Annotated in this window: 23 protein-coding genes; 4 read left to right on the top strand and 19 right to left on the bottom strand. The window is 67.0% G+C overall.

Going from position 1 to position 23824, the window contains the following annotated elements; translation table 11 throughout:
* Positions 1–94: 94 nt before the first annotated feature.
* Entirely contained in the window at positions 95–1084 is a 990-nt protein-coding gene (locus BLV60_RS21505) for a LysR substrate-binding domain-containing protein (protein ID WP_093057305.1), read from the bottom strand.
* 61 nt (positions 1085–1145) lie between these two features.
* On the opposite strand from BLV60_RS21505, the gene BLV60_RS21500 reads away from it, so the two are divergent.
* Positions 1146–2588, top strand: a complete 1443-nt coding sequence (locus BLV60_RS21500; protein WP_093057304.1) for an amidase — start codon at positions 1146–1148, stop codon at positions 2586–2588.
* 4 nt (positions 2589–2592) lie between these two features.
* On the opposite strand, the gene BLV60_RS21495 is transcribed toward BLV60_RS21500, so the two are convergent.
* Entirely contained in the window at positions 2593–3531 is a 939-nt protein-coding gene (locus BLV60_RS21495) for a 2-hydroxyacid dehydrogenase (RefSeq protein WP_093057303.1), read from the bottom strand.
* A 42-nt stretch (positions 3532–3573) separates the two neighbouring features.
* Complete coding sequence (locus BLV60_RS21490; protein WP_093057302.1) at positions 3574–5406, bottom strand: ABCB family ABC transporter ATP-binding protein/permease; 1833 nt, start codon at positions 5404–5406, stop codon at positions 3574–3576.
* A 41-nt stretch (positions 5407–5447) separates the two neighbouring features.
* Between BLV60_RS21490 and BLV60_RS21485 the strand changes: the two genes are divergently transcribed.
* Complete coding sequence (locus tag BLV60_RS21485; RefSeq protein ID WP_093057333.1) at positions 5448–5873, top strand: acyl-CoA thioesterase; 426 nt, start codon at positions 5448–5450, stop codon at positions 5871–5873.
* Between the two features lie 15 nt (positions 5874–5888).
* On the opposite strand, the gene BLV60_RS21480 is transcribed toward BLV60_RS21485, so the two are convergent.
* The 12 genes from BLV60_RS21480 to BLV60_RS21425 all read right to left on the bottom strand — a co-directional run bounded on the left by BLV60_RS21480 (position 5889) and on the right by BLV60_RS21425 (position 18730).
* Complete coding sequence (locus BLV60_RS21480; RefSeq protein ID WP_093057332.1) at positions 5889–6995, bottom strand: ABC transporter substrate-binding protein; 1107 nt, start codon at positions 6993–6995, stop codon at positions 5889–5891.
* A gap of 183 nt (positions 6996–7178) precedes the next feature.
* Positions 7179–7943 carry an enoyl-CoA hydratase gene (locus BLV60_RS21475; RefSeq protein WP_093057301.1) on the bottom strand — a complete coding sequence of 255 codons (765 nt, stop codon included), beginning with the start codon at positions 7941–7943 and terminating at the stop codon, positions 7179–7181.
* A gap of 38 nt (positions 7944–7981) precedes the next feature.
* On the bottom strand, positions 7982–8575 hold the full coding sequence (locus BLV60_RS21470) for a 2-hydroxychromene-2-carboxylate isomerase (protein ID WP_093057300.1): 594 nt from the start codon (positions 8573–8575) through the stop codon (positions 7982–7984).
* A 17-nt stretch (positions 8576–8592) separates the two neighbouring features.
* Positions 8593–9342 (bottom strand): SDR family oxidoreductase, encoded by a 750-nt coding sequence (locus BLV60_RS21465; RefSeq protein ID WP_093057299.1) that lies wholly within the window; start codon positions 9340–9342, stop codon positions 8593–8595.
* 6 nt (positions 9343–9348) lie between these two features.
* The gene (locus tag BLV60_RS21460) at positions 9349–10185 is read right to left on the bottom strand and encodes an acyl-CoA thioesterase (protein WP_093057298.1); all 837 of its coding nucleotides are present in this window, start codon (positions 10183–10185) and stop codon (positions 9349–9351) included.
* 29 nt (positions 10186–10214) lie between these two features.
* Positions 10215–11126, bottom strand: coding sequence for an alpha/beta hydrolase family protein (locus BLV60_RS21455; RefSeq protein ID WP_093057297.1), 912 nt, complete (start codon positions 11124–11126; stop codon positions 10215–10217).
* Between the two features lie 13 nt (positions 11127–11139).
* Positions 11140–12339, bottom strand: a complete 1200-nt coding sequence (locus BLV60_RS21450) for an acetyl-CoA C-acyltransferase (RefSeq protein ID WP_093057296.1) — start codon at positions 12337–12339, stop codon at positions 11140–11142.
* 11 nt (positions 12340–12350) lie between these two features.
* A complete protein-coding gene (locus tag BLV60_RS21445; protein WP_093057295.1) occupies positions 12351–14750 on the bottom strand; it encodes a 3-hydroxyacyl-CoA dehydrogenase/enoyl-CoA hydratase family protein in 2400 nt (799 codons plus the stop codon).
* Between the two features lie 39 nt (positions 14751–14789).
* The gene (locus tag BLV60_RS21440; protein ID WP_093057294.1) at positions 14790–15224 is read right to left on the bottom strand and encodes a DUF2147 domain-containing protein; all 435 of its coding nucleotides are present in this window, start codon (positions 15222–15224) and stop codon (positions 14790–14792) included.
* A gap of 43 nt (positions 15225–15267) precedes the next feature.
* Complete coding sequence (locus BLV60_RS21435; protein ID WP_093057293.1) at positions 15268–17064, bottom strand: acyl-CoA dehydrogenase C-terminal domain-containing protein; 1797 nt, start codon at positions 17062–17064, stop codon at positions 15268–15270.
* 75 nt (positions 17065–17139) lie between these two features.
* Positions 17140–17826, bottom strand: coding sequence for a TetR/AcrR family transcriptional regulator (locus BLV60_RS21430; protein ID WP_093057292.1), 687 nt, complete (start codon positions 17824–17826; stop codon positions 17140–17142).
* A 145-nt stretch (positions 17827–17971) separates the two neighbouring features.
* Positions 17972–18730, bottom strand: coding sequence for an SDR family oxidoreductase (locus tag BLV60_RS21425; protein WP_093057291.1), 759 nt, complete (start codon positions 18728–18730; stop codon positions 17972–17974).
* Between the two features lie 114 nt (positions 18731–18844).
* On the opposite strand from BLV60_RS21425, the gene BLV60_RS21420 reads away from it, so the two are divergent.
* Positions 18845–19732, top strand: a complete 888-nt coding sequence (locus BLV60_RS21420; protein WP_093057290.1) for a LysR family transcriptional regulator — start codon at positions 18845–18847, stop codon at positions 19730–19732.
* 3 nt (positions 19733–19735) lie between these two features.
* Here BLV60_RS21420 and BLV60_RS21415 read toward each other — a convergent pair whose 3' ends face one another.
* The 4 genes from BLV60_RS21415 to BLV60_RS21400 are packed head-to-tail and all read right to left on the bottom strand — an operon-like array spanning position 19736 to position 22969.
* Positions 19736–20566 carry an AraC family transcriptional regulator gene (locus tag BLV60_RS21415; RefSeq protein WP_093057289.1) on the bottom strand — a complete coding sequence of 277 codons (831 nt, stop codon included), beginning with the start codon at positions 20564–20566 and terminating at the stop codon, positions 19736–19738.
* 27 nt (positions 20567–20593) lie between these two features.
* Positions 20594–21442, bottom strand: a complete 849-nt coding sequence (locus BLV60_RS21410) for a fumarylacetoacetate hydrolase family protein (RefSeq protein WP_093057288.1) — start codon at positions 21440–21442, stop codon at positions 20594–20596.
* Between the two features lie 31 nt (positions 21443–21473).
* Positions 21474–22238, bottom strand: a complete 765-nt coding sequence (locus tag BLV60_RS21405; RefSeq protein ID WP_093057287.1) for an SDR family NAD(P)-dependent oxidoreductase — start codon at positions 22236–22238, stop codon at positions 21474–21476.
* Positions 22235–22969 (bottom strand): SDR family oxidoreductase, encoded by a 735-nt coding sequence (locus BLV60_RS21400; RefSeq protein WP_093057286.1) that lies wholly within the window; start codon positions 22967–22969, stop codon positions 22235–22237. Before BLV60_RS21400 ends, BLV60_RS21405 begins: the two co-directional genes overlap by 4 nt.
* A 134-nt stretch (positions 22970–23103) precedes the next feature.
* On the opposite strand from BLV60_RS21400, the gene BLV60_RS21395 reads away from it, so the two are divergent.
* The gene (locus BLV60_RS21395) at positions 23104–23820 is read left to right on the top strand and encodes a FadR/GntR family transcriptional regulator (RefSeq protein WP_093057285.1); all 717 of its coding nucleotides are present in this window, start codon (positions 23104–23106) and stop codon (positions 23818–23820) included.
* Positions 23821–23824: the final 4 nt, after the last annotated feature.

The following is a 23824-nucleotide window of genomic DNA, read 5'->3' as shown; positions in this document are numbered from 1 at the left end:
GACTGTAGAGGCGCCGGGTTCGGGGCGCCAATGCCGTTTGCGGGGAGTCCTATGCGCGGCATTTATAGATTGTGCGGTGCACAAATCTCCGTTGTCAGCGGTGCGGCTGGGTGCCGACCAGGTAAGACCATAGCGCATCGGCGGTGCGTTTGGGTTGCAGGCTGTCAGCGGCTGCAGCCTTGCTGGCGGCACGGCTGGCGCCAGCCTTGACCGGCACCGGCGCACCGGGCCGCTCGCGGTAGGCGCGGATTTCCATGGTCGCCTCGAGGCTGTCGATTTCGGGCGGCAGCGCGCTCACGAGCTTGCGGGCCTTGATCTCCTTGCGCACCGCGCTCTGCGGCAGGAAGGCGATGCCGTGGCCTTCGAGCGCCATGACCTTCAGGCCTTCGGCCATGTCGGTTTCGTAAACGCGGTCGAGGTGGATGGCAGTGCCCGACTCCTTCAGCAACTGGTCGACCACCCGGCCCAGATAAGCGCCGGGCGCATAGCCCAGGTAGGGCAGCGGCTGGCCGGGACGCCCCGGCAGCCGGTAGCGCGGCGCGCCTTCGGCATCGGCCTTGACCCAGGGGGCCACGGTTTCCTCGCCGAGGCTGACCATCTCGTACTTGTTGGCATCGAGCTGCAGCGGCTGCGAGGGGTGGTGGTAGGCGATCAGCAGGTCGCAGCTGCCTTCGACCAGCCGCAGCACCGCGTCGTGCACGTTGAGCGCGATGAGGCGGCTCTTGATCGGCCCGAAGTGCTCGCGCAGGCTGGTCACCCACGAGGGGAAGAAGGTGAAGGCCAGCGTGTGCGGCACGGCGATCTCGATCACGTCCTGCCCGGCGGCCGAGTGCCCCCGCAGCATGGCCCGGGTGCTCTGCAGCGATTGCAGCATCTCGATGGCCTGGCTGTAGAGCGTCTGGCCCGCTGGCGTGAGTCGTGTGGGGTACGAGCTGCGGTCGACCAGGTCAGTGCCGGCCCAGCCTTCGAGCGCCTGGATGCGGCGGGAAAACGCCGGCTGGGTCACATGCCTCAATTGAGCCGAGCGGCTGAAGCTGCGGGTTTCCGCCAAACTGATGAAGTCTTCGAGCCACTTGGTTTCCATACGCGGCGATTATGCGAGCGCCGCGCCATACTGGGCGCCCCCTCCTTTTCCCGCACTCGCCATGCCTTCAGCCGACCTGCTCGAACTCAGCGCCACCGAACTCTCCCGCCGCATCGCCGCGCGCGACGTGTCCTGCCGCGAGGTGATGCAGGCCTCGCTGGCCCGCATCGAGGCGCTGAACCCGCGCTTCAACGCCATCGTGTCGCTGCGCGATCCGGCGCAGTTGCTGGCCGAGGCCGATGAGCGCGACGCCGAACTGGCGCGCGGCGAACGGCGCGGCTGGATGCATGGCTTTCCGCTGGCGGTGAAAGACCTGAGCCACGCCGCCGGCCTGCCGACCTCGATGGGCTCGCCGCTGTCGCCGCGTTCGCCGGCGCGCACCGACAGCCTGCACGTGGCCCGTGCCAGGGCGGCCGGCGCAGTCGTCATCGGCAAGACCAACACGCCCGAGTTCGGGCTCGGCTCGCACACCTACAACACGGTGTTCGGCATCACGCGCAACGCCTATGCGCCCGAGCGCAGCGCGGGCGGCAGCAGCGGTGGCGCCGCCGTGGCGCTGGCCCTGGGCATGCTGCCCGTGGCGGACGGCAGCGACATGATGGGCTCGCTGCGCAACCCGGCCGCCTTCAACAACGTGATCGGCATGCGGCCATCGCGCGGGCGTGTGCCGGGCAACCCCGACGAGGAACTGTTTTTCCAGCAGCTGGGCTGCGAAGGCCCGATGGCGCGCACGGTGGAAGACGCGGCGCGGCTGCTGGCCGTGCAGGCGGGCTTCGACACACGAGTCCCGCTGTCGTCACCGCACGCCCTGCCCTCGCCCGATACGCTGCAGCTGGACGGCGACGGCAAGGGTCTTCGCATCGGCTGGCTCGGCAGCATCTGGCCCGACCTGCCGCTGGCACCCGGCATCCGCGAACTCGGTGAGAAGGCGCTCGGCACCTTCCGCACCATCGGCTGCGAGGTCGAGCCCTGCACGCTCGACGTGCCGCGCGAGCACAACTGGAGCGCGTGGCTGCGGTTGAGGCAACTGCTGGTGGGCGGCAAGCTCGGTGCCTACCTCAGCGACCCGAAGCTGTTCGGGCAGCTCAAGCCCGAGGCCCAATGGGAAATCGAGCAGAGCCGGCACCTCGATGCGGCTTCGCTGTACCAGGCATCGGTGTACCGCTCGAACGTGTACCGCGCGTTCCTGAAGCTGTTCGAACGTTTCGACTTCGTGCTGGCACCGACGGCGCAGGTGTTTCCGTTCGATGCCGAATTGCACTGGCCTGCCGAGGTGAACGGTGTGAAGAGCGACACGTACCACCGCTGGATGGAGATCGTCACGCCGTTCACGCTGGCAGGGCTGCCGACGCTGAATGTGCGCGCCGGCTTCGGCGAAGGCGGGCTGCCGATGGGGCTGCAGCTGGCGGGGCCGATTCATGCGGACCTCGACGTGCTGCGGCTCGGGCATGCCTATGACCAGGCCTGCGGCTGGGCGGCGCACCGCCCCTCCGCATTGGGCTGAGGCCTCAGATCGGCGTCAACACGCCGCGCCCCGCGAAGTGCCCTTCGGCATTCGCGAGGAAATGGTCCACCGACTTCTGCGTCGCCTCGGGCGACCAGCCGGCCATGTGCGGCGTCAGCAGCACGTTGTCGAGGCCGACCAGCGGCTCGGGCCGCTTCGGCTCGCTCTCGTACACGTCGACGCCGGCCCCGGCGATGCGGTTCTCGCGCAATGCGGCCGCCAGCGCCTCGGTGTCGACCACGCTGCCGCGCCCGATGCTCACCAGGTAGCCCTGCGGCCCCAGCGCGTCGAGCACTTCGGCGTTGACCAGATGCTTGGTCGCCGGCCCGCCCGGTGCGGCCAGCACCAGGAAGTCGGCCCACGCGGCCAGCGACTTCAGGTCGTCGAAGTAGCGCTGCGTTGCGCCTTCGCGCGGCTTGCGGTTGTGATAGCCGACCTCCATGTCGAAGGCCGCCGCACGCTTCGCGATCTTCTGGCCGATGGTGCCCAGCCCCAGGATGCCCAGCTTCTTGCCCGACACGTTCGGCGGCTGCGGAATGGCTTCGCGCCACACGCCTTCGCGGCACAGCCGGTCGAGTTTGCGGAACTCGCGCACGATGCTGATCAGCAGGCCGAAGGCGTGGTCGGCCACGCAGTCGTCGTTGGTGCCCGCGCCGTTGGCCGTCGCGATGCCGCGAGCGCGCGTCACTTCGAGCGGCACGCCTTCGTAGCCGGCGCCCATGCAGCAGATCAGCTCCAGCGCCGGCATCGCCGCGATTTCCTCGGGCGTGATGCCGATGACGCCGATGGTCAGCACCGCGCGAAACTTCTTGCCGTGCTCGGCGATGGCGGCCGCGCGCAGGGCGGGGTCGAAGGCGTAGGTCATGTCATAGACCTCGGCAATCTGGGCCTGGTGGGCACTCGAGAGGCCGCTGAGCACCAGCAGGGGAATCTTGGTCGACACGTCTGAACTCCTGAGATCGATAAAAAGGAATGGATGATCGCGCTACATCAATGGAGTTGCTTCGCTCTTCTGCAAAGCCCACATCTGGGCGTAGCGGCCCTGCTTCGCGAGCAGCTCGGCATGCGTGCCGCGCTCGACGATCACGCCCGACTCCAGCACCAGGATCTCGTGCGCGTCGACCACCGTCGACAGGCGGTGCGCGATGACCAGCGTGGTCTTGTCCTGCGCGGCGCTCTTCAGCTCGGACTGGATGGCGCGCTCGTTGGCCGAGTCGAGCGCCGAGGTGGCCTCGTCGAAGATCACGATCGGAGGGTTCTTCAGCAGCGTGCGCGCGATGGCCACGCGCTGCTTCTCGCCGCCAGATAACTTGAGGCCGCGCTCGCCCACGGTCGTTTCATAGCCCTTGGGCGTGGCGGCAATGAAGTCGTGGATGCGTGCGGCGCGCGCGGCGGCCTCCACTTCTTCGCGGCTCGCCCCCGGGCGGCCGTAGGCGATGTTGTATTCGACCGTGTCGTTGAACAGCACCGTGTCCTGCGGGACGATGCCGATGGCGCGGCGCACGCTTGACTGGGTCACTTCGCGGATGTCTTCCCCGCCGATGGTGATGCGGCCGTGCTGCACGTCGTAGAAGCGGTACAGCAGCCGCGCGAGCGTGGACTTTCCCGAGCCCGAGGGCCCGACCACCGCCACCGTCTTACCCGCGGGAATCTCGAAGCTCACGTGCTTGAGGATGGGCCGTGCGGCCTCGTAGGCAAAGCTCACGTCCTCGAAGCGCACGGTGGCGTCGGCACCGGCCAGCGGCTGCGCGCCGGGCGCATCGCGCACCTCGCGCTCTTTTTCCATCAGCACGAACATCTTGTCGAGGTCGGTCAGGCTCTGCTTGATCTCGCGGTAGATCACGCCCAGGAAGTTCAGCGGAATGTAGAGCTGGATCATGAAGGCGTTGACCATCACCAGATCGCCCAGCGTCATGCGCCCTTCGACCACGCCCGAGGTGGCGCGCCACAGCATCAGCACCAGGCTCACGGCAATCAGCAGTTGCTGCCCGGTGTTGAGCATGCTGAGCGTGCGCTGGCTCTTGATGGCGGCCTTGCGGTAGCGATCGAGGCTGGCGTCGTAGCGGCCGGCCTCGAAGTCTTCGTTGTTGAAGTACTTGACGGTTTCGTAGTTCAGCAGCGAATCGACCGCGCGGCTCTGCGCCACCGAGTCGAGCTCGTTCATGGTCTTGCGGAACTGCGTGCGCCACTCGGTCACCGTCACGGTGAAGGTGATGTACAGCACCAGCGCCGCCGCCGTGATCCAGACGAACAGCGAATCGAACTTCACGCCCAGGATGGTGAGCACCAGCACCAGCTCGATGATGGTCGGCACGATGCTGTAGAGCGACATCGAGATGAGCGAGTGCACGCCGCGCGTGCCGCGCTCGATGTCGCGCGTCATGCCGCCGGTCTGGCGCTCCAGGTGGAAACGCAGGCTCAGCGCGTGCAGGTGACGGAACACCTCCAGCGCGATCTGCCGGGCCGTGCCTTCGGTGGCCTTGGCGAAGATCAGCTCGCGCAGTTCGCCGAACAGCGAGGTCGAGAAGCGCAGCAGGCCGTAAGCCAGCAGCAGGCCGATGGGCACGATGAGCAGCGCCTGCGCCATGTCCGGCTTGGGCGTCATCGTGTCGACCAGGTTCTTCAGCAGCACCGGCACGCCGACGTTGGCCACCTTGGCGCCCACCATGAAGGCCAGCGCCGCGGCCACCCGCCACTTGTACTGCCAGAGATAGGGAAACAGGCGGCGCAGCGTCGCCCAGTCGGAACGGTCGCTGCGCTCGGGCGGGTGGCCGGAGACGGAGTGGGAGGGGGGAAGGGCTTCGCCGCTGCGGCGCATGGGAGACAATCGTGGTTGCTTGTTTGTTCCAGATTGTGCCCATGTCAGATACTTCCAGCGCTGCCGCTGCCGCCATCCTCAAGAGCCTGCCCACCGACATGGAGCTGGTGCTCAAGGTCATTCCGATGCCGGCGGACTGCAACGCCAACGGCGACATCTTCGGCGGCTGGGTCATGGCGCAGTGCGACCTGGCCGGCTCGGTGATCCCCGCGCGCTACGCCAAGGGCCGCCAGGCCACGGTGGCTGTCAACGAGTTCATCTTCAAGCAGCCGGTGCGTCTGGGCGACATCCTGTCGTTCTATTCGAAGCTGGTGCGCATCGGGCGTACCTCGGTCACGGTGACGGTCGAGGTGTTTGCCGAGCGCTTCCGGGCGCAGGGCGAATACATCAAGGTGACGCAGGCCACGTTCACCTATGTGGCCATCGACGACAACGGCCGCCCACGGCCCATCGAACAGCAGCCCTGAGCAACGCCCCCGGGCTCAGACGCCCGGGTCGCGCACGCGCTCGAAGCGTTCGAATTCGCGGTTGACCCAGCGCCCGTCGCGCCGCTCGACGCGGCGGATGTACACGGTCTGCACGATGTCCCGGGTGTGGGCGTCGATCTCTACCGGGCCGCGCGGGCTGTCGAGCTTCACGCCCCGGAACGCGTCCACCAGCCGCTCCCCGACCACGCCGCCGCGCGCCACGGGCGAGCTCATCGCCGCATCGATGGCGGCAAGCGCATCGTGGGCCGCGACCGCGAAATACCCCGGGCGCAGATGGCTGCCGTACTCCGTCTCGAAGATGCCCGTGAAGCGGCGGTTGGCCGGCGATTCGTGGGCGAACGAATAGTGGTGGCTGGTGACGAGGCCATCGGCCAGCTCCCCGATGCCTTCCAGGTAGTGGTCGTCGGTGGCGTCGCCGGTGGCCAGCAGGCGGATGCCCGTGTCGGCCATGCCACGGTCGCGCCAGAACTTGAGGAAGGTGGCCGGCATCTGCCCCGAGGGCAGGAAGAAGAACACCGCCTGCGGCTTGAGTTCGCGCAGCCGCAGCATGTAGGCCGAGTAGTCGAGCGTGTTCAGCGGCACCCGCAGCATCGCGCCGACCCGGCCGCCGCCCGCGGTGATGCCCGAGACGAAGGCGCTTTCGGCATCGACGCCCGAGGCGTAGTCGGCCACCACGGTACAGACGTCGCGCAGCCCCTGCTGGAGCGCCCATCGCGCCAGCGGCAGCGTGACCTGGCCGATGGTGAAGGACACCCGCACCGCGAACGGACAACGCGCCGTGATGCCCGAAGAGGCCGCATTCATCACCACCAGGGGCAGCTTGGCCTGCGTGGCGACGGTGCCGACGGCGTAGGCGTTGGAGCTGAAATCCAGGCCCGCCAGCATGTCGACGCGCTCGCTTTCGACGAGGTCTTGCGCATGGCGGCGTGCCTGCTCGGGCGCGCTGCCGGGTACATCGCGCCGCAGCAGCTCGACCGGCCGGCCAGCGATGTTCTGGTTGTGCGCCGCCAGCCAGACGGCCATGCCGGCATCGAACTGCCGCCCGCCGCCCGCGTAAGGGCCGGACCATGAGCCGATGACGCCGATGCGTAGCGGTCGCACACGCGCCAAGGCCAGCGAAGGCGCTGCCAAGGCACCCGCCAGCAAGCCGAAAGTACGCCGGCGCGTGAGGTGGATTGCTACTTTTTCAGTAGCATCATTCGCCCGCTGGACGGGCGTTGTGAGCGTTCTTGTCTCTGAAACTTGCACGGCGGCCAGTGTACGCGTGCGAGCCCCGAAAACGCATCAGACCTTGGAGAAGTCCGGCTTGCGTTTCTCCATGAAAGCACCGAAAGCCTCGCGTGCCGCCGGCTCGCGCAGCATGCGACCGAAGCTCGCGCCCTCCTCACCCATGCGTTCGAGCACGGCGGGCATCTGCGCCTTCTTCAGCAGACGCTTGGTTTCCACCAGCGCACTCAGCGGCTTGGCGGCCAGCTTGCGAGCCTGCGTCTGCGCGATGGCGTTCGCTTCGGTAGGCGGCACCACGCGGTTGACCAGGCCCACTTCGAGCGCGGCCTCGGCCATGAAGGGTTCGCCGAGCAGCAGCGCCTCGGCCGCGCGGTGGTAGCCCAGCATCTGCGGCACCAGCAGGCTCGATGCCGCCTCGGGGCACAGGCCCAGGTTCACGAAGGGCATCGAGAAGGCGGCGTTGTCACCCGCGTAGACGAGGTCGCAATGGAACAGCATCGTGGTGCCGATGCCCACAGCCGGGCCGCACACGGCCGCGACGATGGGCTTGGGGAAGGTCGCAATGCCGCGCAGGAAGCGGAACACCGGCGACTCTTCCGTCGACGGCGGGCCATTGAGGAAGTCGCCGATGTCGTTGCCTGCGCTGAAGATCGTCGGGTCGCCCTGGATCAGCACGCAGCGCACGGCTGCTTCGCTTTCGGCTGTAGCCAGCGCGTCGGCCAGCTCGGCATACATGGCGCTGGTGATGGAGTTCTTCTTGTCGACGCGGTTGAAGGTGATGGTCATCACACCGGCTTCGGTGTGGACGAGGATGTCGCTCATGGGTGGTAGTCCTTGGATGAAAAAGATTGGCGCCGCGGTCAGGCGCAAAGGGCTTCGCGGACGAAATCGAGGCGGTCTTGCCCCCAGAACATCTCGCTGCCGACGAACATGGTGGGAGCGCCGAACACGCCGCGCTCCACGGCTTCCTGCGTGACGGCCTTGAGGCGGTCCTTGGTTTCCTGCGCACCGGCCAGCGCAAGCAGGCCCGCGGCGTCGAAGCCCGCATTTTGCAAGACGGCACCGACGGTTGCCGGGTCGTTGAGATTCTTCGGATCGACCCACATCGCGTGGAAAACCGCATCGACGTACGCACCGAAACGCGCCGGCTCCTTCATCTGGACGCCCGTGGCGCCGCGCATCAGCAGCAGCGTGTTGATCGGGAAGTGGGGGTTGTGCACGAAGGGCACGCCGTAGCGCTTGGCAAAGCGCTTCAGGTCGGTCGTCATGTACGGGCCCTTGGGCTTGATCTCGGCGGGCGAATGATTGCCGGTGGCCTGGAACACGCCGCCCAGCAGCATGGGCTTCCACACCAGCTCGGCGCCTGTGTCGGCGCAGATGTGCGGCAGCTGTGTTGCGGCCAGGTAGGCGGCTGGGCTGCCGAAGTCGAAATAGAAGTCGACGGATTTCGCCATGGGGTTGTCTCCTTCTCTCAGAATTTCTCGGACCAGGGCCGCAGGTCGAGTTCGTGCGTCCACGCGTCACGAGGCTGCGAATGCAGCATCCAGTAGCTGTCGGCAATGTGCTCCGGGTTCAGGATGCCGTCGCTTTCCTTCAACGCATAGCGCTCGGGGAAATTGCTGCGGATGAATTCAGTGTCGATGGCGCCATCGACCACAACGTGCGCAACGTGAATGCCCTGCGGCCCAAGCTCGCGTGCCATCGACTGCGCGAGCGCACGCAAAGCCATCTTCGCGCCCGAAAAAGCGCCGAAGTTCGCCGCGCCACGCAACGAGGCCGTCGCGCCGGTGAAGATGATCGTGCCGCGATGGCCGCCCTTCGGCAGTTCGCGCGCCACCATCCGCTTCGCCACTTCGCGTCCATTGAGAAAGCCCGAGAAGCAGGCCATCTCCCACACCTTGAAGTACTTGCGTGCGGTCTCGTTCAGGATGCTCTCGGGCACGTTGGCGCCGATGTTGAACACCATCACCTCGATCGGCCCGATGGTCGATTCGATCTGCTCGACGAGCGCGACCACCTCCTCTTCCTTGCGCGCATCACAGGCGAAGGCGTGCGCACGGCCGCCGTCGGCCTCGATCTGCGCTACCAGCGGCTGCAGCTTGTCGAGGCTGCGGCGCGTAACGCAGGTGGCAAAACCCTCGCGCGCGAAGCGGCGGGCAATGGCGCCGCCGGTGGCGTCACCGGCGCCGACGATGAGTGCGGCTTTCTGCGGAGTGGTCATGTCTCTTTATTCCTTGTAGTAGACGATCTGGTTCGAGGTGGCCAGCAGCACGCCCTTCTCGCTCCACAGATGCGCCGCCTGGTCGAAGAAACCGTTGAAGAACTGCTGCCCCGCCGCGCGGCCCAGGAGATAGCCCGTGCCGACCTCGGCCAGCTGCGCCGGCCCGACGTGGAAGTAGGTGGTGATCGACACCGTGCCCGCGGGCACGTGCTTCGCGCGGCGCAGCCACACGCGCGGATAGAACATGTCGCTCATCGCGGCGAGCGAAGCGAAGTCGAGCGGCCGTGGCTGTGCGTCGCGCAGCCAGATGCGGGTTTCGCTGTGGTGCAGGCTCTCGTCCCACTTCGCGGGAATGCCACCGCTGAAAGGGCGCATCTCGTACTGGTTGATCCACGCCACGCCGGACGGGCCAATGCTCATGCGGTCGACCGTCTCGGGCCTTGGCGCCTCGGGCATCGGCATATCGCTCTCGCCCCAGGTGTCGCGGCGCGCGGCCGTCACCACGGTGGCGGTGGTCGTCATGTTGGGCGCGCCGCTGGGGCCGGCCTGCGTGATCTGCACCGTCCAGTGCTGCGTCGAGCGGTTGGTGCGCACGGCAGTGGCCTGGATGTCGAACGCGCCGGCTTCGATCGCCGCCGCGTAGTTGACGGTGAGCGCGATGGGCGTGCCCAGCACGTCGGGGTGCTGCATCACCGACTGCAGCACCAGGGCCGCAGTGGTGCCGCCGAAGGGCCCGACCATGTTCCAGTAGTCGGGGCTGGTCATGCCGGTGAAGTGCCCCACGCGGATGTCGCTGTGGTGGATCGTCAGGGCTTTGTCGAAGGGGTGCTGCGTGCTCGTCATGATCGGCAGTGTGCCTCCGGAGGATGGCGTCACGCAGTCGTGTGCGGGACGTTGGCGTGCTGCACCGCAGTACGTTCGGTCAACGCAGCCAGCCGGTGCAGCTTGTCGACCGTGCTCGGCCACAGGCTCTGGCTGAACTGCTCGCGGAAGAATCCGAAGTGGCCGATGCGCCGGGCCTGCACATCCGCCGGCGCGATGCGCTCGACCGCGCTCGGTGCGCCGGCATAGAAGCTCACCAGGCTTTCGGTGCCGGCGAGCGTCATGAGTTCGTCGTCGGTGATCGACAGCGCGAGCACGGGGAAGCGCACTCGTCCGTAGCTGTGCGATGCAAGCTCGCCCTCGGCACCCACGCTGTAGCGCGGGTTGAGACACCAGCGCCGCCATTGCAGGATCACGCCGCGCGGCAGGTCGCCGACCTTCTTCAGCTTGCGTCCCGGAAAGTAGCCGAACAGTCGCGTGACCAGCGGCACGAGCACGAACCAGAAGTAGAGGATGCTGCGCCTGAGCTTCGGCGCGTTCTCTCGCCAATAGCCGCTGCCGGCCGCGATGCTGACGAGGCCGTCGACTTGTTCCGGGCGCTGCAGGAAGCCCGGCAACTGCGCACCAAGGCTGTGACCCAGCAGGTAGAGCGGCTGGTCGGGCAGTGCGGCCTTGGCGGCATCGATCACCGCTTCATAGTCGCGCGCCCAGTCGAACAGGTCGGCCTTGAAGCCGCGCAGCGACGCATCGCCGCGCGAATCGCCCGAGCCCCGGTAGTCGAAGGTCCAGACGCGCAAGCCCTGCTGTTCTGCAAGCCACTGCGCGAAGGGTTCGTAGAACGACTGGCGCACGCCCATTGCGCCGCCGATCACGATGCTGGCGCGCGGTGCGCCGGCGGGCTCGTAGCGGCGCACCGCCAGTTGCTGTGCGCCGCCATCGACCGGAAGCTGCTGCGTCTGCATGGGGCTGCGCGGTTCAGACGCGCTCAAAGATCCCGGCAGCGCCCTGGCCCATGCCCACGCACATCGTGACCATGCCGTACTTCAGGTTCTCGCGGCGCAGCGCATGCACCACGGTCGCCGAGCGGATGGCGCCTGTAGCGCCGAGCGGATGGCCCAGCGCAATCGCGCCGCCCATCGGATTGACCTTCGACGGATCGAGGCCCAGCGTGTTGATGACGGCCAGCGACTGCGCGGCAAAGGCTTCGTTCAGCTCGAACCAGTCGATGTCCTCGTGCTTCAGGCCGGCATAGCGCAGCGCGGCCGGAATCGCCTCGATCGGGCCGATGCCCATGATGTGCGGCGGCACGCCCTTGCTGGCGAAGCTCACGAAGCGTGCGAGCGGCGTGAGGCCGTACTGCTTCACGGCCTTTTCGCTCGCCAGGATCAGCGCGCCCGCGCCGTCCGAGGTCTGCGAGCTGTTGCCGGCCGTGACCGTGCCGCGCGCGGCGAACACGGTGCGCAGCTTGGCGAGGCCTTCGATGCTGGTGTCGGGGCGCGCGCCTTCGTCGAGGTTCACGGTGCGGGTCTTGGCAATCGACTCGCCGGTCTCCAGGTTCGGCGTGCGGTCGGTCACTTCGATGGGCGTGATCTCGTCGGCGAACTTGCCGGCCTTCTGCGCGGCCAGCGCCTTCTGGTGCGAGGCGAGCGCGAACTCGTCCTGCGCCTCGCGGCTCACCTTCCACTGCTGCGCAACCTTCTCGGCCGTGAGGCCCATGCCATAGGCAATGCCCACGTCGCCCTCGCGCTCGAAGATCGAGGGCGACAGCGAGGGCGAGTTGCCCATCATCGGCACCATGCTCATGCTTTCGACACCGGCTGCGATCATCACGTCGGCCTCGCCAACGCGGATGCGATCGGCCGCCATCTGCACGGCCGACAGGCCCGAAGCGCAGAAGCGGTTGACCGTGATGCCGCCGACGCTGGTCGGCAGGCCCGCCAGCACCGCGCCGATGCGCGCGACGTTCAGGCCCTGCTGCGATTCGGGAATCGCGCAGCCGCAGATGATGTCTTCGATGGCCTTCGGGTCGAGGCTGGGCACGGCAGCCAGCGCGGCGCGCAGCGTGGTGGCCAGCAAGTCGTCAGGGCGGTAGTTGCGGAAGTAGCCGCGGTGCGACTTGCCGATGGGGGTGCGGGTGGCGGAGACGATGTAGGCGTCTTGTACTTGCTTGCTCATGAAATCTGTCCTTAGTTGCGCACTGGCTTGCCGGTGCTGAGCATCCCCATGATCCGCTCCTGCGTCTTGGGATGCACGATGAGCGAGCAGAACGCCTTGCGTTCCAGCGTCATCAGGTATTCCTCGGTCACGAGCGAACCCGCGTCCACGTCGCCGCCGGTGACCACGTTCGCGATCAGGCTGGCAATGTGGAAGTCGTGCGCGCTGATGAAGCCGCCGTCGCGCATGTTCACCAGCTGGCCCTTGATGGTCGCGGCGCCGCTGCGGCCCGCCACGCGGAAGGTGCGGCGCAGCGGTGCGCGGTAGCCGGCGTCGGCCATGGCCTTGGCCTGCTGCAGCGCCACGTACAGCAGTTCGTCCTTGTTCGGCACGATCACGTCGCTGTCGAGCAGGTAGCCCAGCTTCTTCGAATCGAGCGCACCGGTGCCGACCTTCGCCATCGCCGCAGCAGTGAAGCCTTCGGTGAGGAACGGCAGCAGGTCGCTACCCGTGGAGGCCGCTGCGTTCTCCGCAGCACGACGCGCGATGTAGGTCAGGCCGCCGGCGCCGGGGATCAGGCCCACGCCGACTTCGACCAGGCCGATGTAGCTTTCCATCGCAGCCACGCGCTTGGCCGAATGCACGGCCAGCTCGCAGCCGCCGCCCAGCGCCATGCCGCGCACGGCCGAAATCACCGGCACGCTGGCGTAGCGGATCTTGAGCATCACGTTCTGCAGCTCTTCCTCGGCGCCTTCGACCGCGCCGATGCCTGCGACCACGAAGGCCGGCAGCATCGCCTGCAGGTCGGCGCCGACCGAGAACACTTCGTCGGGCGACCAGATCACCAGGCCCTTGTATTCGGCCTCGGCCAGCTCGACCGCGGCGCCAAGCGCCTCGGCCACGTCGGGACTGATGGCATGCATCTTCGAATGGATGCTGGCGATGAGCACTTCGCCATCGAGCGTCCACACGCGCACGTCGCCTTCGTCGCTGATGGTGGTGCCGGCCGTGTTGGCATCGGCTGCGTTCGCGCCGAGCACGCTCTCGGGGAACAGCTGGCGGTCATGCACCGGCAGCCTGCGCTGCGGCACGAACTTGTTCTGCGATGCGCTCCACGAGCCTTCGGGCGTGTGCACGCCGCCCGCTTCGGCCACCGGACCTTCGAACACCCACTTGGGCAGCGGCGCGTTGCTCAGCGCCTTGCCTGCGTCGATGTCTTCCTGTACCCACTTGGCGACCTGCGCCCAGCCGGCTTCCTGCCACAGCTCGAACGGGCCCTGCTTCATGCCGAAGCCCCAGCGCATGGCGAAGTCGATGTCGCGCGCGCTCTCGGCGATGTCGCCCAGGTGCACGGCGGCGTAGTGGAAGCCGTCGCGCAGGATCGCCCAGAGGAACTGGCCCTGCGGTCCTTCGCTCTCGCGCAGCAGCTTCAGGCGTTCGCCCGCGGGCTTCTTCAGCATGCGGCCATACACCTCGTCAGCCTTGGCGCCGGCGGGCACGTACTCGCCGCTCTTCAGGTCGAAGCGCAGGATGTCGCGGCCGACCTTCTTGAAGAAGCCGGCCTTGGCCTTCTGGCCCAGGTTGCCCAGCTCCAGCAGCTTGGCGAGCACCGGCGGTGTCGCGAAGTTGGCGTAGAACGGATCTGTCTCTGCGTTCAGGTTGTCCTGCAGCGTCTTCACGACGTGGGCCATCGTGTCGAGGCCCACCACGTCGGCGGTGCGGAAGGTGCCGGAGCTCGCGCGGCCCAGCTTCTTGCCGGTGAGGTCGTCCACCACGTCGGGCGTCAAGCCGAACTTCTCGACTTCCTTCAGCGTAGCCAGCATGCCGGCGATGCCGACGCGGTTGGCGATGAAGTTGGGCGTGTCGTGCGCGCGCACCACGCCCTTGCCGAGCGTGCTGGTGACGAAGGCTTCGAGGTCGTCGAGCACCTGCGGCTGCGTGGTGGGCGTGTTGATCAGCTCCACCAGGAACATGTAGCGCGGCGGGTTGAAGAAGTGAATGCCGCAGAAGCGCGGCTTCAGCGCTTCGGGCAGTGCCTCGCTGAGCTTGGTGATCGACAGGCCCGAGGTGTTCGAGGCCAGGATCGAATGCTTGGCAACGTGGGGCGCGATCTTCTTGTACAAATCGAGCTTCCAGTCCATGCGCTCGGCAATGGCTTCGATGATGAGGTCGCACTCGCCGAGCTTGCCAAGGTCGTCTTCGTAGTTGGCCTGTTCGATCAGGCCCGCATCGGCCACGTCGCCGAGCGGCGCGGGCTTGAGCTTCTTGAGGTTGTCGATGGCGCGCGTGACGATGCCGTTCTTCGGGCCTTCTTTTGCGGCCAGGTCGAACAGCACGACAGGCACGCGCACGTTGACGAGGTGGGCCGCAATCTGCGCGCCCATCACGCCGGCGCCGAGCACGGCGACCTTCTTCACTTGAAATCGGGACATGTTGCTTGGTATTTCTTGGATTGGTTGCGCGCAGGCTTGTTACTGCACGCGGTTCCAGGTTTGGGTACGCCAGAAGGGGCCCAGGTAGCCGCGCACTTCGAGCTTCTTGCCGCCGTCGACGGGCGTGTAGCTCGCGCGGTATTCCTTGCCGTTCTCGGGGTCGAGGATCTTGCCGCCTTCCCAGACTTCCTTGCCTTCGGCCTTCTTGCCGCCGCGGATGATGTCCAGGCCCACCATGGGCTTGCCCTTGCGGTCGTCGCTGCATTCGTCGCAGGTGGCGCCGGGCTTGGCGTCCTTGCCCAGTGCCTTTTCGATGCGGCCGAGCAGTGCACCGTTGGTTTCATCGATGCGGATCTCGGCCTTTACCTCACCGGTCTTGTCGTCAACGTTGCGCCACAGGCCGACCGGCGTGACCTGGGCCATGGCCGAGGCTGCGGTGACGGCGAACAGAACGGCGGCGAATGTTTTCTTCATGCGTGTCTCCCGGCGAAGTGAAGGAAAAGGCAAAGGGCCTGCTTCAGGCCAGTGCCGCGTCGGTGTCCATCAGCACCTTGCTGCCGGCGCGCGCGGTGCGCATCAGCGTCGCGGTCTCGGGGAACAGCTTGGCGAAGTAGAAGCGCGCGGTCTGCAGCTTGGCGACGTAGAACGGGTCGGTGTTGCCGGCGGCGATTTCGCGCAGTGCAACCTGCGCCATGCGGGCGAACAGGTAGCCGAACACGAAGTGGCCGGCCACGCGCAGGTAGTCGACAGCAGCGGCGCCCACTTCGTCGGGGTTCTGGAAGCCCTTGAAGCCGATCTCGGTCGTGAACTTGGTGAGCTGGTCGCCCAGGCCCGCGATGGGGTTGATGAACTCGGCCATCTTCTCGTTGACGCCCTCTTCTTCCACCAGCTTCGCAACCAGCTTGCCGAACTTCTTCAGCGAGGCGCCGTTGTTGCCCAGCACCTTGCGGCCCAGCAGGTCCAGCGACTGGATGGTGTTGGTGCCTTCATAGATCATGTTGATGCGGTTGTCGCGCACGAACTGCTCCATGCCCCATTCCTTGATGAAGCCGTGGCCGCCGAACACCTGCATGCAGGCGTTGGTTGCAACGTGGCCGTTGTCGGTGATGAAGGCCTTGACGATGGGGGTCAGCAGCGCGACCAGTTCGCCGGAGTCCTTGCGCACCTTTTCGTCGGGGTGGTTGTGTTCCTTGTCGAGCAGCAGCGTGCAGAAGATCTGCAGCGCGCGGCCGCCTTCGGCATAGGCCTTGGCAGTGAGCAGCATCTTGCGCACGTCGGGGTGCACGATGATGGGGTCGGCTTCCTTGTCCTTGGCCTTCACGCCGGAGAGCGAACGCATCTGGATGCGGTCCTTGGCGTAGGCCAGCGCGTTCTGGTAGGCCACTTCGGTCAGGCCCAGCGACTGGTTGCCCACGCCCAGGCGCGCGGCGTTCATCATCACGAACATCGCGGCCAGGCCCTTGTTGGGCTCGCCCACCAGCGTGCCGGTGGCGCCTTCGATCACGATCTGCGCGGTGGCGTTGCCGTGAATGCCCATCTTGTGCTCCAGGCCGGCGCAGAAGATCGGGTTGCGCTCGCCGAGCGAACCGTCGGCCTTGACCTTGAACTTCGGCACCACGAACAGGCTGATGCCCTTGCTGCCCTTGGGCGCATCAGGCAGGCGGGCCAGCACCAGGTGAATGATGTTGCTCGTCATGTCGTGCTCGCCGGCCGAGATGAAGATCTTGCTGCCGCTGATGCGGTAGGTGCCGTCCGCCTGCGGCTCGGCCTTGGTGCGCAGCAGGCCGAGGTCGGTGCCGCAATGGGGTTCGGTCAGGCACATGGTGCCGGTCCATTCGCCGCTCGTGAGCTTGGGCAGGTAGGTCTTCTTCTGCTCGTCGGTGCCGTGGGCCGCCAGCGCCTCGTACGCGCCGTGCGAGAGGCCGGGGTACATGGTCCAGGCCTGGTTGGCGCTGTTGAGCATTTCGAACAGGCACTGGTTCACAACGAAGGGCAGGCCCTGGCCGCCGAAGGCCGGGTCGCACGACAGCGCGGGCCAGCCGCCTTCGATGTACTTGGCGTAGGCGTCCTTGAAGCCCTTGGGCGTCTTGACTTCATGCGTGGTCTTGTCGAGCGTGCAGCCCTCTTCATCGCCGCTGATGTTGAGCGGGAAGGTCACTTCGGCAGCGAACTTTCCGGCCTCTTCGATCACCGCGTTGATGGTATCGGCATCGGTCTCGGCATGTGCCGGAAGCGCCTTGAGTTCCTCGGCGACGTTGAGCACTTCGTGCAGCACGAACTGCATGTCGCGCACGGGTGGGTTGTAGGTAGGCATCCGGAACTCTCCTGGTCGAAGCTAGATAGAAAAAGAAAAAGGGGAAAACGAAAACGGGGCAGGCCGCGCGCTTCTTCAGCGCACGGTCTTGAGCCGGCGGCCGGCCGGCGCGGCCGTGTCGGCCTTGGGCGCATCGGGCGTGGCGCTGCGCGCAAGGATGTTGTCGAAGCCGACGTTGGCGCGGCCGATGGAGCCGGGAACCTGCAGGAAGCGCGCTTCGTAGTGCAGCGCGAGGATCAGGCCGTGAATCTCGAACGCCACCTGGCGCTCGTCGGCGTCGGCGCGCAGATGGCCTTCACTCTGCGACTGCACGATGGCGCGCAGCACTGCCGCCTGCCAGATGCTGACCGACTCGACCAGCGCATCGCGCACCGGGCCTGGGCGGTCGTCGAATTCGGAAGCGCCGCTGATGTAGATGCAGCCCGAGTCGATTTCGGTCGAGGTGCGCTTCATCCAGTTGGCGAACATGGCGCGCAGGCGCGGCAGGCCGCGCGGCGCCTTCAGGGCGGGGAAGAACACTTCCTGCTCGAAGCGTGCGTGGTATTCACGCACCACCGAGATCTGAAGTTCTTCGCGCGAGCCGAAGTGGGCGAACACGCCCGACTTGCTCATCTTGGTGATTTCAGCCACCGCACCGATCGACAGGCCCTCGAGCCCGATCTGTGCGGCCAGCGCCAGCGCGGCGTCGACGATGACGGCCTTGGTCTGCTGGCCCTTCTGGGCGGCGCGAACGGGCTTGGCGGGAACGGCTGCTGCGGTCATCGTGGAATTTCCATGCAAAAACGAACGGTCGTTCTATTTTGCAGGGCTTTACCACTTTCTCCCGCAAGAAACCTTCAGGTATTGAAGGTTAATTGATGCGGGACGGGGCGCAATCGGCCCCATCCCTACCCCTCGGAAGCTCTCTTCAGAATTCCTGCGACACCGGCCGCAGCACGACTTCGTTGATGTCCACGTTCGCCGGCTGCTCCACCGCGTAGACGATGGCGCGCGCCACCGAATCCGACGGGATCTGGTTGGCGTCGTAGAACGCCTTCACTCCCGCAGCGGACTCGGCATCGCTGCTGCCGAACTTCAGCTCCGATTCGACCGCGCCGGGCGACACGATGGTCACGCGCACGCCGCTGTTGCCCACTTCCACCCGCAGGCCTTCGGAGATGGCGCGCACCGCGTGCTTGGTTGCGCTGTAGACGGTGCCGATGGGCGTGAACACCTTCAGCCCGGCAATGGATGCGACGTTGACGATGTGCCCGCTGCCCTGCGCCTGCATGCGCGGCAGCACGGCGGCAATGCCGTAGAGCACGCCCTTGATGTTGACGTCGATGGTGCGGTCCCACTCGTCGACCTTGAGCTTGTCGAGGGGCGACAGCGGCATGACGCCCGCGTTGTTGACCAGCACGTCGATGCGGCCGAAGGCCTCGACGGTGGCGGCTGCGAGCTTGTCGAGGTCGGCGCGCTTGGCCACGTCGGTGGCCACGGCGATGGCCTCGCCGCCGGCTTCGCGGATCTCGGCGACGACCTTGTCGAGCCGGTCGGTGCGACGGGCCGCGAGCACCACTTTTGCGCCGCGCGCAGCCAGGTGACGCGCCGTCGATTCGCCGAGCCCGCTGCTCGCGCCGGTGACGATGGCGACCTTGCCCTTGATGTTGTCTTGAACGGATGTCATGGGAAATTCCTTTCGGGTGTGTGGAAGAAGTGCCTCCAGTGTGGAAAATCCACATGTTCCCGTAAATGAAACTCTGGCGACTTCAGAATTCCTCAGAAAGGAACTCTCAACACCATGTCCAATCGTCTCGAAGCCCTGCGCGTGTTCTGCGCCGCCGCCGATTCCGCCAACTTCCGCGACGCGGCGGCGCGGCTTTCGGTGTCACCGCAGGTGGTGACGCGCGCGGTGCGCGAGCTCGAAGACGAGCTCGGCGAGCCCCTCTTCCACCGCAGCACGCGCGGCGTGCAGCTCACCGACTTCGGTCGGCAGCTCTCGGAGCGGGCGCGCACCGCCCTGAGCGGAGTCGACGAACTCTTCCATCGCACCGACCGCCGCGCACTGTCGCAGCACGAGGGCACGGTGCGGGTCACGGCGCCGGGCATCTTCGGGCGCCAGCTCATTCCGCAGGCGCTGGCGCCGATGCTCGCCGCGCACCCGGGCCTGGTGCTCGACCTGCGCGTCTCGGAGTCGCATGCCGACGTGGTCGGCGAGCAGATCGACATCGGCGTGCGCGTGGGCCCGCTGCGCGATGCCCGCTTCGTCGCGCGGCCGGTCGGCCGGATGGCGCTGCACGTGGTGGCCGCGCCCTCGCTGATCGCGCGTACCGGTGTGCCGAAGAAGATCGAGGCGCTTGCCTCGCTGCCGCTCACCGCATTGATCGACCGCAAGTCGGGCCGTCCCTGGCCGATGATGTTCCGCAAGGAGCGCCAGCTGGCCGTGAGCTCGCCGGCCTTCGTCACCGACGACTTCGACACCGAGTGCGCCGCGGTGCTCGCGGGCCTGGGCTTCGCCCAGTTGATCGGCTCACTGGCCGAGCCCTGGATCGAGCGCGGCGCGCTGGTGTCGGTGCTGGAGGCCGAGGCGCCCGAGCCGTGGCCGATCTATGTCTACCGCTCGCAGCGCGCACCGGTGCCGGCGCGCGTGCGGCTGGTGTACGACGAGCTGATCCGCGTGCTGCGCTGAGCGCTATGCCCGCTGCCAGGCGCCGGGCGTGAAACCGAAGTGGCGCGTGAAGATGCGCGTCATGTGGCTCTGGTCCGCGAAGCCGCTTGCGGCGGCGGAGTCCGCGAGGCTCGTGCCGCGGCGGATCAAAGCGCGTGCGCGTTCGGCGCGCTGCAGCAAAAGCCATGCGTGGGGCGGCACGCCGTAGGCCTTCTGGAAGCGGCGCAGCAGTTGGAACTTGCCGAGGCCGGCCATCGCTGCAAGCTCATCGAGCGAGGGCGCGGCAAGCAGGTCATCGGCGAGGCGCTCGCGCACCAGCCGCACGTCGCCATCGATCTCGGGCTGCGGCACGGCGGTGGAATGGCCGCCAAGCAGCAGGCCGCAGACTTCGACCAGCGACTCTTCGCAGGCGAGGGCTTCGGCGCTTGCAGAGGTGCTCGCGGCGCGGTTACGCCAATCATCGAGGCGGGTGAACAGGCGGCGCAGTGTTTGGACCAGCCGCAAGTCCTTGAGCACGGGCCGTGTGAATTCAACGCTGCCGTCCATCGCAGCGCCGCCCAGCATGCCCGCCATCACGGCCGCGTCGAAATACACCATGCGCCAACGCCGCGACGGGCCGCCAAGCGGCCGGCCGTCGTGCACTTCCCCGGGATTGGTGGTGATGAGATCACCCGCATAGGCATCGACCTTGCCGCGGCCGCTGGCCGAGCTTTGCGCGCCATGGTCGAGCAGGCCGACGCCGTAGGTCGAATGCCAGTGCCGGCCGTAGTGGCGGGCACTGTCCATCGCGGTGCCGTGGACGCCCTCCCAGGGCGTTCCAAAGACCTGCGAGCGATGGTCCGGCGGCTTCTTCATCCGCCGGATGATCTCAGAGAACCGCGTTCAGAGCTTGAACGGAATCACTTCCTGGCGCTGCTCGCCCAGGCCTTCGATGCCCAGCGTCATCACGTCGCCCTTCTTCAGGAACAGCGGCGGCTTCATGCCCATGCCGACGCCGGGCGGCGTGCCGGTGGTGATGACGTCGCCGGGCATCAGCGTCATGAACTGGCTCACGTAGCTCACGATCTTGGCCACGCTGAAGATCATGGTCTTGGTGCTGCCGGTCTGCACGCGCTGGCCGTTCAGGTCGAGCCACATCGAAAGCTTCTGCGGGTTCTCGATTTCGTCGCGCGTCACCAGCCAGGGGCCGAGCGGGCCGAAGGTGTCGCAGCCCTTGCCCTTGTCCCAGGTGCCGCCGCGCTCGATCTGGTATTCGCGCTCGCTGATGTCGTTGATGGTGCAGTAGCCGGCCACGTAGTCGAGCGCGCTCTTTTGCGACACGTAGCGTGCGCGCGTGCCGATGACCACGCCGAGCTCGACTTCCCAGTCGGTCTTGACCGAACCCTTGGGCAGCATCACCGGATCGTTCGGGCCCTGGATGCAGCTGTTGGCCTTGGTGAACACCACGGGCTCCTTGGGCACCGGCAGGCCCGATTCGGCCGCGTGGTCCGCATAGTTCAGGCCGATGGCGATGAACTTGCCGACGTTGGCCACGGGGCTGCCGAAGCGCGGCTTGCCCTTGACCAGCGGCAGCTTGTCGATCTTCTGCTTGCGCAGCTTGGCAATGGCGGCATCGCCCAGTTGCTCGGGGCCGATGTCCTTGACGACGGCGCTCAGGTCGCGCAGCTGGCCCTTGTCGTCGATGAGGCCGGGCTTTTCCTTGCCGGGGTTGCCATAGCGGACGAGTTTCATGCTTTCCTTTCAGTGCATTGAATTGAATTGATCAGTACGTGGAGCGGCCACCGGAGAGGTCGAAGACCGCGCCGGTGGAGAACGAACAATCTTCGGTGCAGAGCCAGCCGACCATCGCGGCCACCTCCTCCACCGTGCCGAAGCGGCCCATGGGAATCTTCGAGAGCATGAAGGCGATGTGCTCGGGCGTCATCTGGTCGAAGATGGCCGTCTTCACCGCCGCGGGCGTCACGCAGTTCACGCGGATGCCGGTGTCGGCCAGTTCCTTGCCGAGCGACTTGGTCAGGCCGATGACGGCCGCCTTGCTCGCGCTGTAGGCACTGGCGTTGGGGTTGCCCTCCTTGCCGGCCACCGAGGCGATGTTGACGATGCGGCCATAGCCACCGCTACCGCCGGTGCCCTGCTTGCGCATCTGCGCGACCACTTCGCGGCAGCACAGGAACACGCCGTTGATGTTGACGTCCATCACCTGACGCCAGTCGTCCACGGGGTAGTCCCACAGCCTGGTGTTGGGGCCAGTGATACCGGCGCTGTTGACCAGCGCGTCGATACGCGGCGCGTGCGCCAGCGTGGCGGCCACAGCCTTGGCGACAGAGGGCTGCTGCGACACGTCGACCTTCAGCGCAAAGGCCTTGTCGCCGAGCGACTTGGCCGCCTTCGCGGCGGCGTCTTCATCGCGGTCCCACAGCGTGACGCTGCCGCCCGAGGCCACGAGCCGCTGCGCGATGCCGAAGCCGAGCCCCGTGGCGCCCCCGGTGACGACTGCGTGGCGGCCCTTGAAGTCGAGCTGGTTCATATGGTGATGCCGCCGTCGACGGTGAAGGCCTGGCCAGTGGCGAAGACCGATTCGTCGCTGGCGAGGAACACCACCACCGGCGCGATTTCCTCGGCCTGCGCGAGCCGGCCCATGGGCTGGCGCGCGATGAAGGCCTTGCGCGCGGCTTCAGGGTCGGCATTGGCGTTGATGCGGTCGCCGAGCGAGGGCGTGTCGACCGTGCCTGGGCACACGGCGTTGCAGCGGATGCCGCGGGCCACGTAGTCGGCCGCCACGCTCTTGGTGAGGCCCAGCACCGCCGCCTTGGTGGTGCCGTAGACAAAGCGGTTGGGCAGGCCTTTCATGCTGGAGCACACGCTCGCCATGTTGATGATGCTGCCGCGCCCGGCCGCCAGCATGCCGGGCAGCACGGCCTGGATGGTCCACATCTGGGCGCGCACGTTGAGGCTGAAGGCGAAGAGCAGCTCGTCGTCGGTGGCCTGCTCGATGGTGCCGTTGTGCACCACGCCCGCGCAGTTGAAGAGGACGTCGAGCGCGGGCAGCTTCGCCACCACCGCGCCGATGGCGGCCTTGTCGAGCACGTCGAGCTTGAGCGCGGTGACGTTGGGCACGCCCGCGTAGCGTTCGAGCAGCTTCTCGTTGACGTCGGTGGCCCAGACCTGCGCGCCCTCGGCGGCCATGGCCAGCACGCTGGCGTAGCCGATGCCCTGGCCGGCGGCGGTGACCAGCGCGGTCTTTCCCTGCAATCTCATCGGTGTCTCCTCTGGTCGTGTCTTCGGGTTAGGCCCGATGATGGCGCGGGCGGTGTATCGTATTCTGAATTGGCCTTACCACTTGTCCAATTCAGGACAACCCTTAAGCCCCTCGACCTCCTTTTTTCGCTCCCGTGCCGATCCAGACCCTCGAACCCCAGCGCCTCTACCGCCAGATTGCCGAACAGTTGCGTGTGCTCATCGGCAAGGGCGAGTTCGCGGTGGGCGCGCGCATTCCGGCCGAACGCGACCTGGCCAAGCAGCTGGGCGTGAGCCGGCCCTCGGTGCGCGAGGCGCTGATTGCGCTGGAGGTGGAAGGCTGGGTCGAGATCCGCACCGGCTCGGGCGTGTACGTGCTCGACCGCTCGCACCGCACGGCCCCGCCCGCCAACGGAGCGGCCGGCGCCGAATGGGGGCCGCTCGAAATCATCCGCGCGCGCCGCCTGGTCGAAGGCGAGACCGCCGCCACGGCGGCCCAGTACGGCAAGCGCAAGGACGTGGACGCCATCCGCCGCGCAATCAAGATGATGCGCGAGATGGCCGCGCGCAGCGAAGTACCGCACGAGGGCGATCGCGCCTTCCACCTGGCCATCGTCAACGCCTGCGGCAACGTGGTGCTGACCGAGACGGTGCAGGGCTTCCTGGAGTCGCGCCACGGGCCGATCTTTGCGCGGATGATCGATTACTTCGAGACCATGGACTCGTGGCAGGCCGCCATCGGCGAGCACGAAGCCATCCTCGACGCCGTCGCTGCGCGCGACCCGGCAGCGGCGCGCGAGGCAATGCACCAGCACATGGACAAGTTCCACCAGAGATTCAGCGCGAGCTGGCGCCGCGCGAAGGTCTCCTGACAAA

Source organism: Variovorax sp. YR634 (assembly GCF_900106655.1).
GTDB lineage: Bacteria > Pseudomonadota > Gammaproteobacteria > Burkholderiales > Burkholderiaceae_C > Variovorax.
The sequence above is the reverse complement of the archived record's forward strand: the minus strand, read 5'-3'. Positions and strand labels throughout refer to the sequence as shown.

What these genes read in the sequence shown, in the direction of transcription:
- BLV60_RS21505 (WP_093057305.1), bottom strand. Translation starts at nt 1,084, where the DNA reads ATGGAAACCAAGTGGCTCGAAGACTTCATCAGTTTGGCGGAAACCCGC.
- BLV60_RS21500 (WP_093057304.1), top strand. Translation starts at nt 1,146, where the DNA reads ATGCCTTCAGCCGACCTGCTCGAACTCAGCGCCACCGAACTCTCCCGC.
- BLV60_RS21490 (WP_093057302.1), bottom strand. Translation starts at nt 5,406, where the DNA reads ATGCGCCGCAGCGGCGAAGCCCTTCCCCCCTCCCACTCCGTCTCCGGC.
- BLV60_RS21485 (WP_093057333.1), top strand. Translation starts at nt 5,448, where the DNA reads ATGTCAGATACTTCCAGCGCTGCCGCTGCCGCCATCCTCAAGAGCCTG.
- BLV60_RS21475 (WP_093057301.1), bottom strand. Translation starts at nt 7,943, where the DNA reads ATGAGCGACATCCTCGTCCACACCGAAGCCGGTGTGATGACCATCACC.
- BLV60_RS21470 (WP_093057300.1), bottom strand. Translation starts at nt 8,575, where the DNA reads ATGGCGAAATCCGTCGACTTCTATTTCGACTTCGGCAGCCCAGCCGCC.
- BLV60_RS21465 (WP_093057299.1), bottom strand. Translation starts at nt 9,342, where the DNA reads ATGACCACTCCGCAGAAAGCCGCACTCATCGTCGGCGCCGGTGACGCC.
- BLV60_RS21460 (WP_093057298.1), bottom strand. Translation starts at nt 10,185, where the DNA reads ATGACGAGCACGCAGCACCCCTTCGACAAAGCCCTGACGATCCACCAC.
- BLV60_RS21455 (WP_093057297.1), bottom strand. Translation starts at nt 11,126, where the DNA reads ATGCAGACGCAGCAGCTTCCGGTCGATGGCGGCGCACAGCAACTGGCG.
- BLV60_RS21450 (WP_093057296.1), bottom strand. Translation starts at nt 12,339, where the DNA reads ATGAGCAAGCAAGTACAAGACGCCTACATCGTCTCCGCCACCCGCACC.
- BLV60_RS21445 (WP_093057295.1), bottom strand. Translation starts at nt 14,750, where the DNA reads ATGTCCCGATTTCAAGTGAAGAAGGTCGCCGTGCTCGGCGCCGGCGTG.
- BLV60_RS21440 (WP_093057294.1), bottom strand. Translation starts at nt 15,224, where the DNA reads ATGAAGAAAACATTCGCCGCCGTTCTGTTCGCCGTCACCGCAGCCTCG.
- BLV60_RS21435 (WP_093057293.1), bottom strand. Translation starts at nt 17,064, where the DNA reads ATGCCTACCTACAACCCACCCGTGCGCGACATGCAGTTCGTGCTGCAC.
- BLV60_RS21430 (WP_093057292.1), bottom strand. Translation starts at nt 17,826, where the DNA reads ATGACCGCAGCAGCCGTTCCCGCCAAGCCCGTTCGCGCCGCCCAGAAG.
- BLV60_RS21425 (WP_093057291.1), bottom strand. Translation starts at nt 18,730, where the DNA reads ATGACATCCGTTCAAGACAACATCAAGGGCAAGGTCGCCATCGTCACC.
- BLV60_RS21420 (WP_093057290.1), top strand. Translation starts at nt 18,845, where the DNA reads ATGTCCAATCGTCTCGAAGCCCTGCGCGTGTTCTGCGCCGCCGCCGAT.
- BLV60_RS21415 (WP_093057289.1), bottom strand. Translation starts at nt 20,566, where the DNA reads ATGAAGAAGCCGCCGGACCATCGCTCGCAGGTCTTTGGAACGCCCTGG.
- BLV60_RS21410 (WP_093057288.1), bottom strand. Translation starts at nt 21,442, where the DNA reads ATGAAACTCGTCCGCTATGGCAACCCCGGCAAGGAAAAGCCCGGCCTC.
- BLV60_RS21405 (WP_093057287.1), bottom strand. Translation starts at nt 22,238, where the DNA reads ATGAACCAGCTCGACTTCAAGGGCCGCCACGCAGTCGTCACCGGGGGC.
- BLV60_RS21400 (WP_093057286.1), bottom strand. Translation starts at nt 22,969, where the DNA reads ATGAGATTGCAGGGAAAGACCGCGCTGGTCACCGCCGCCGGCCAGGGC.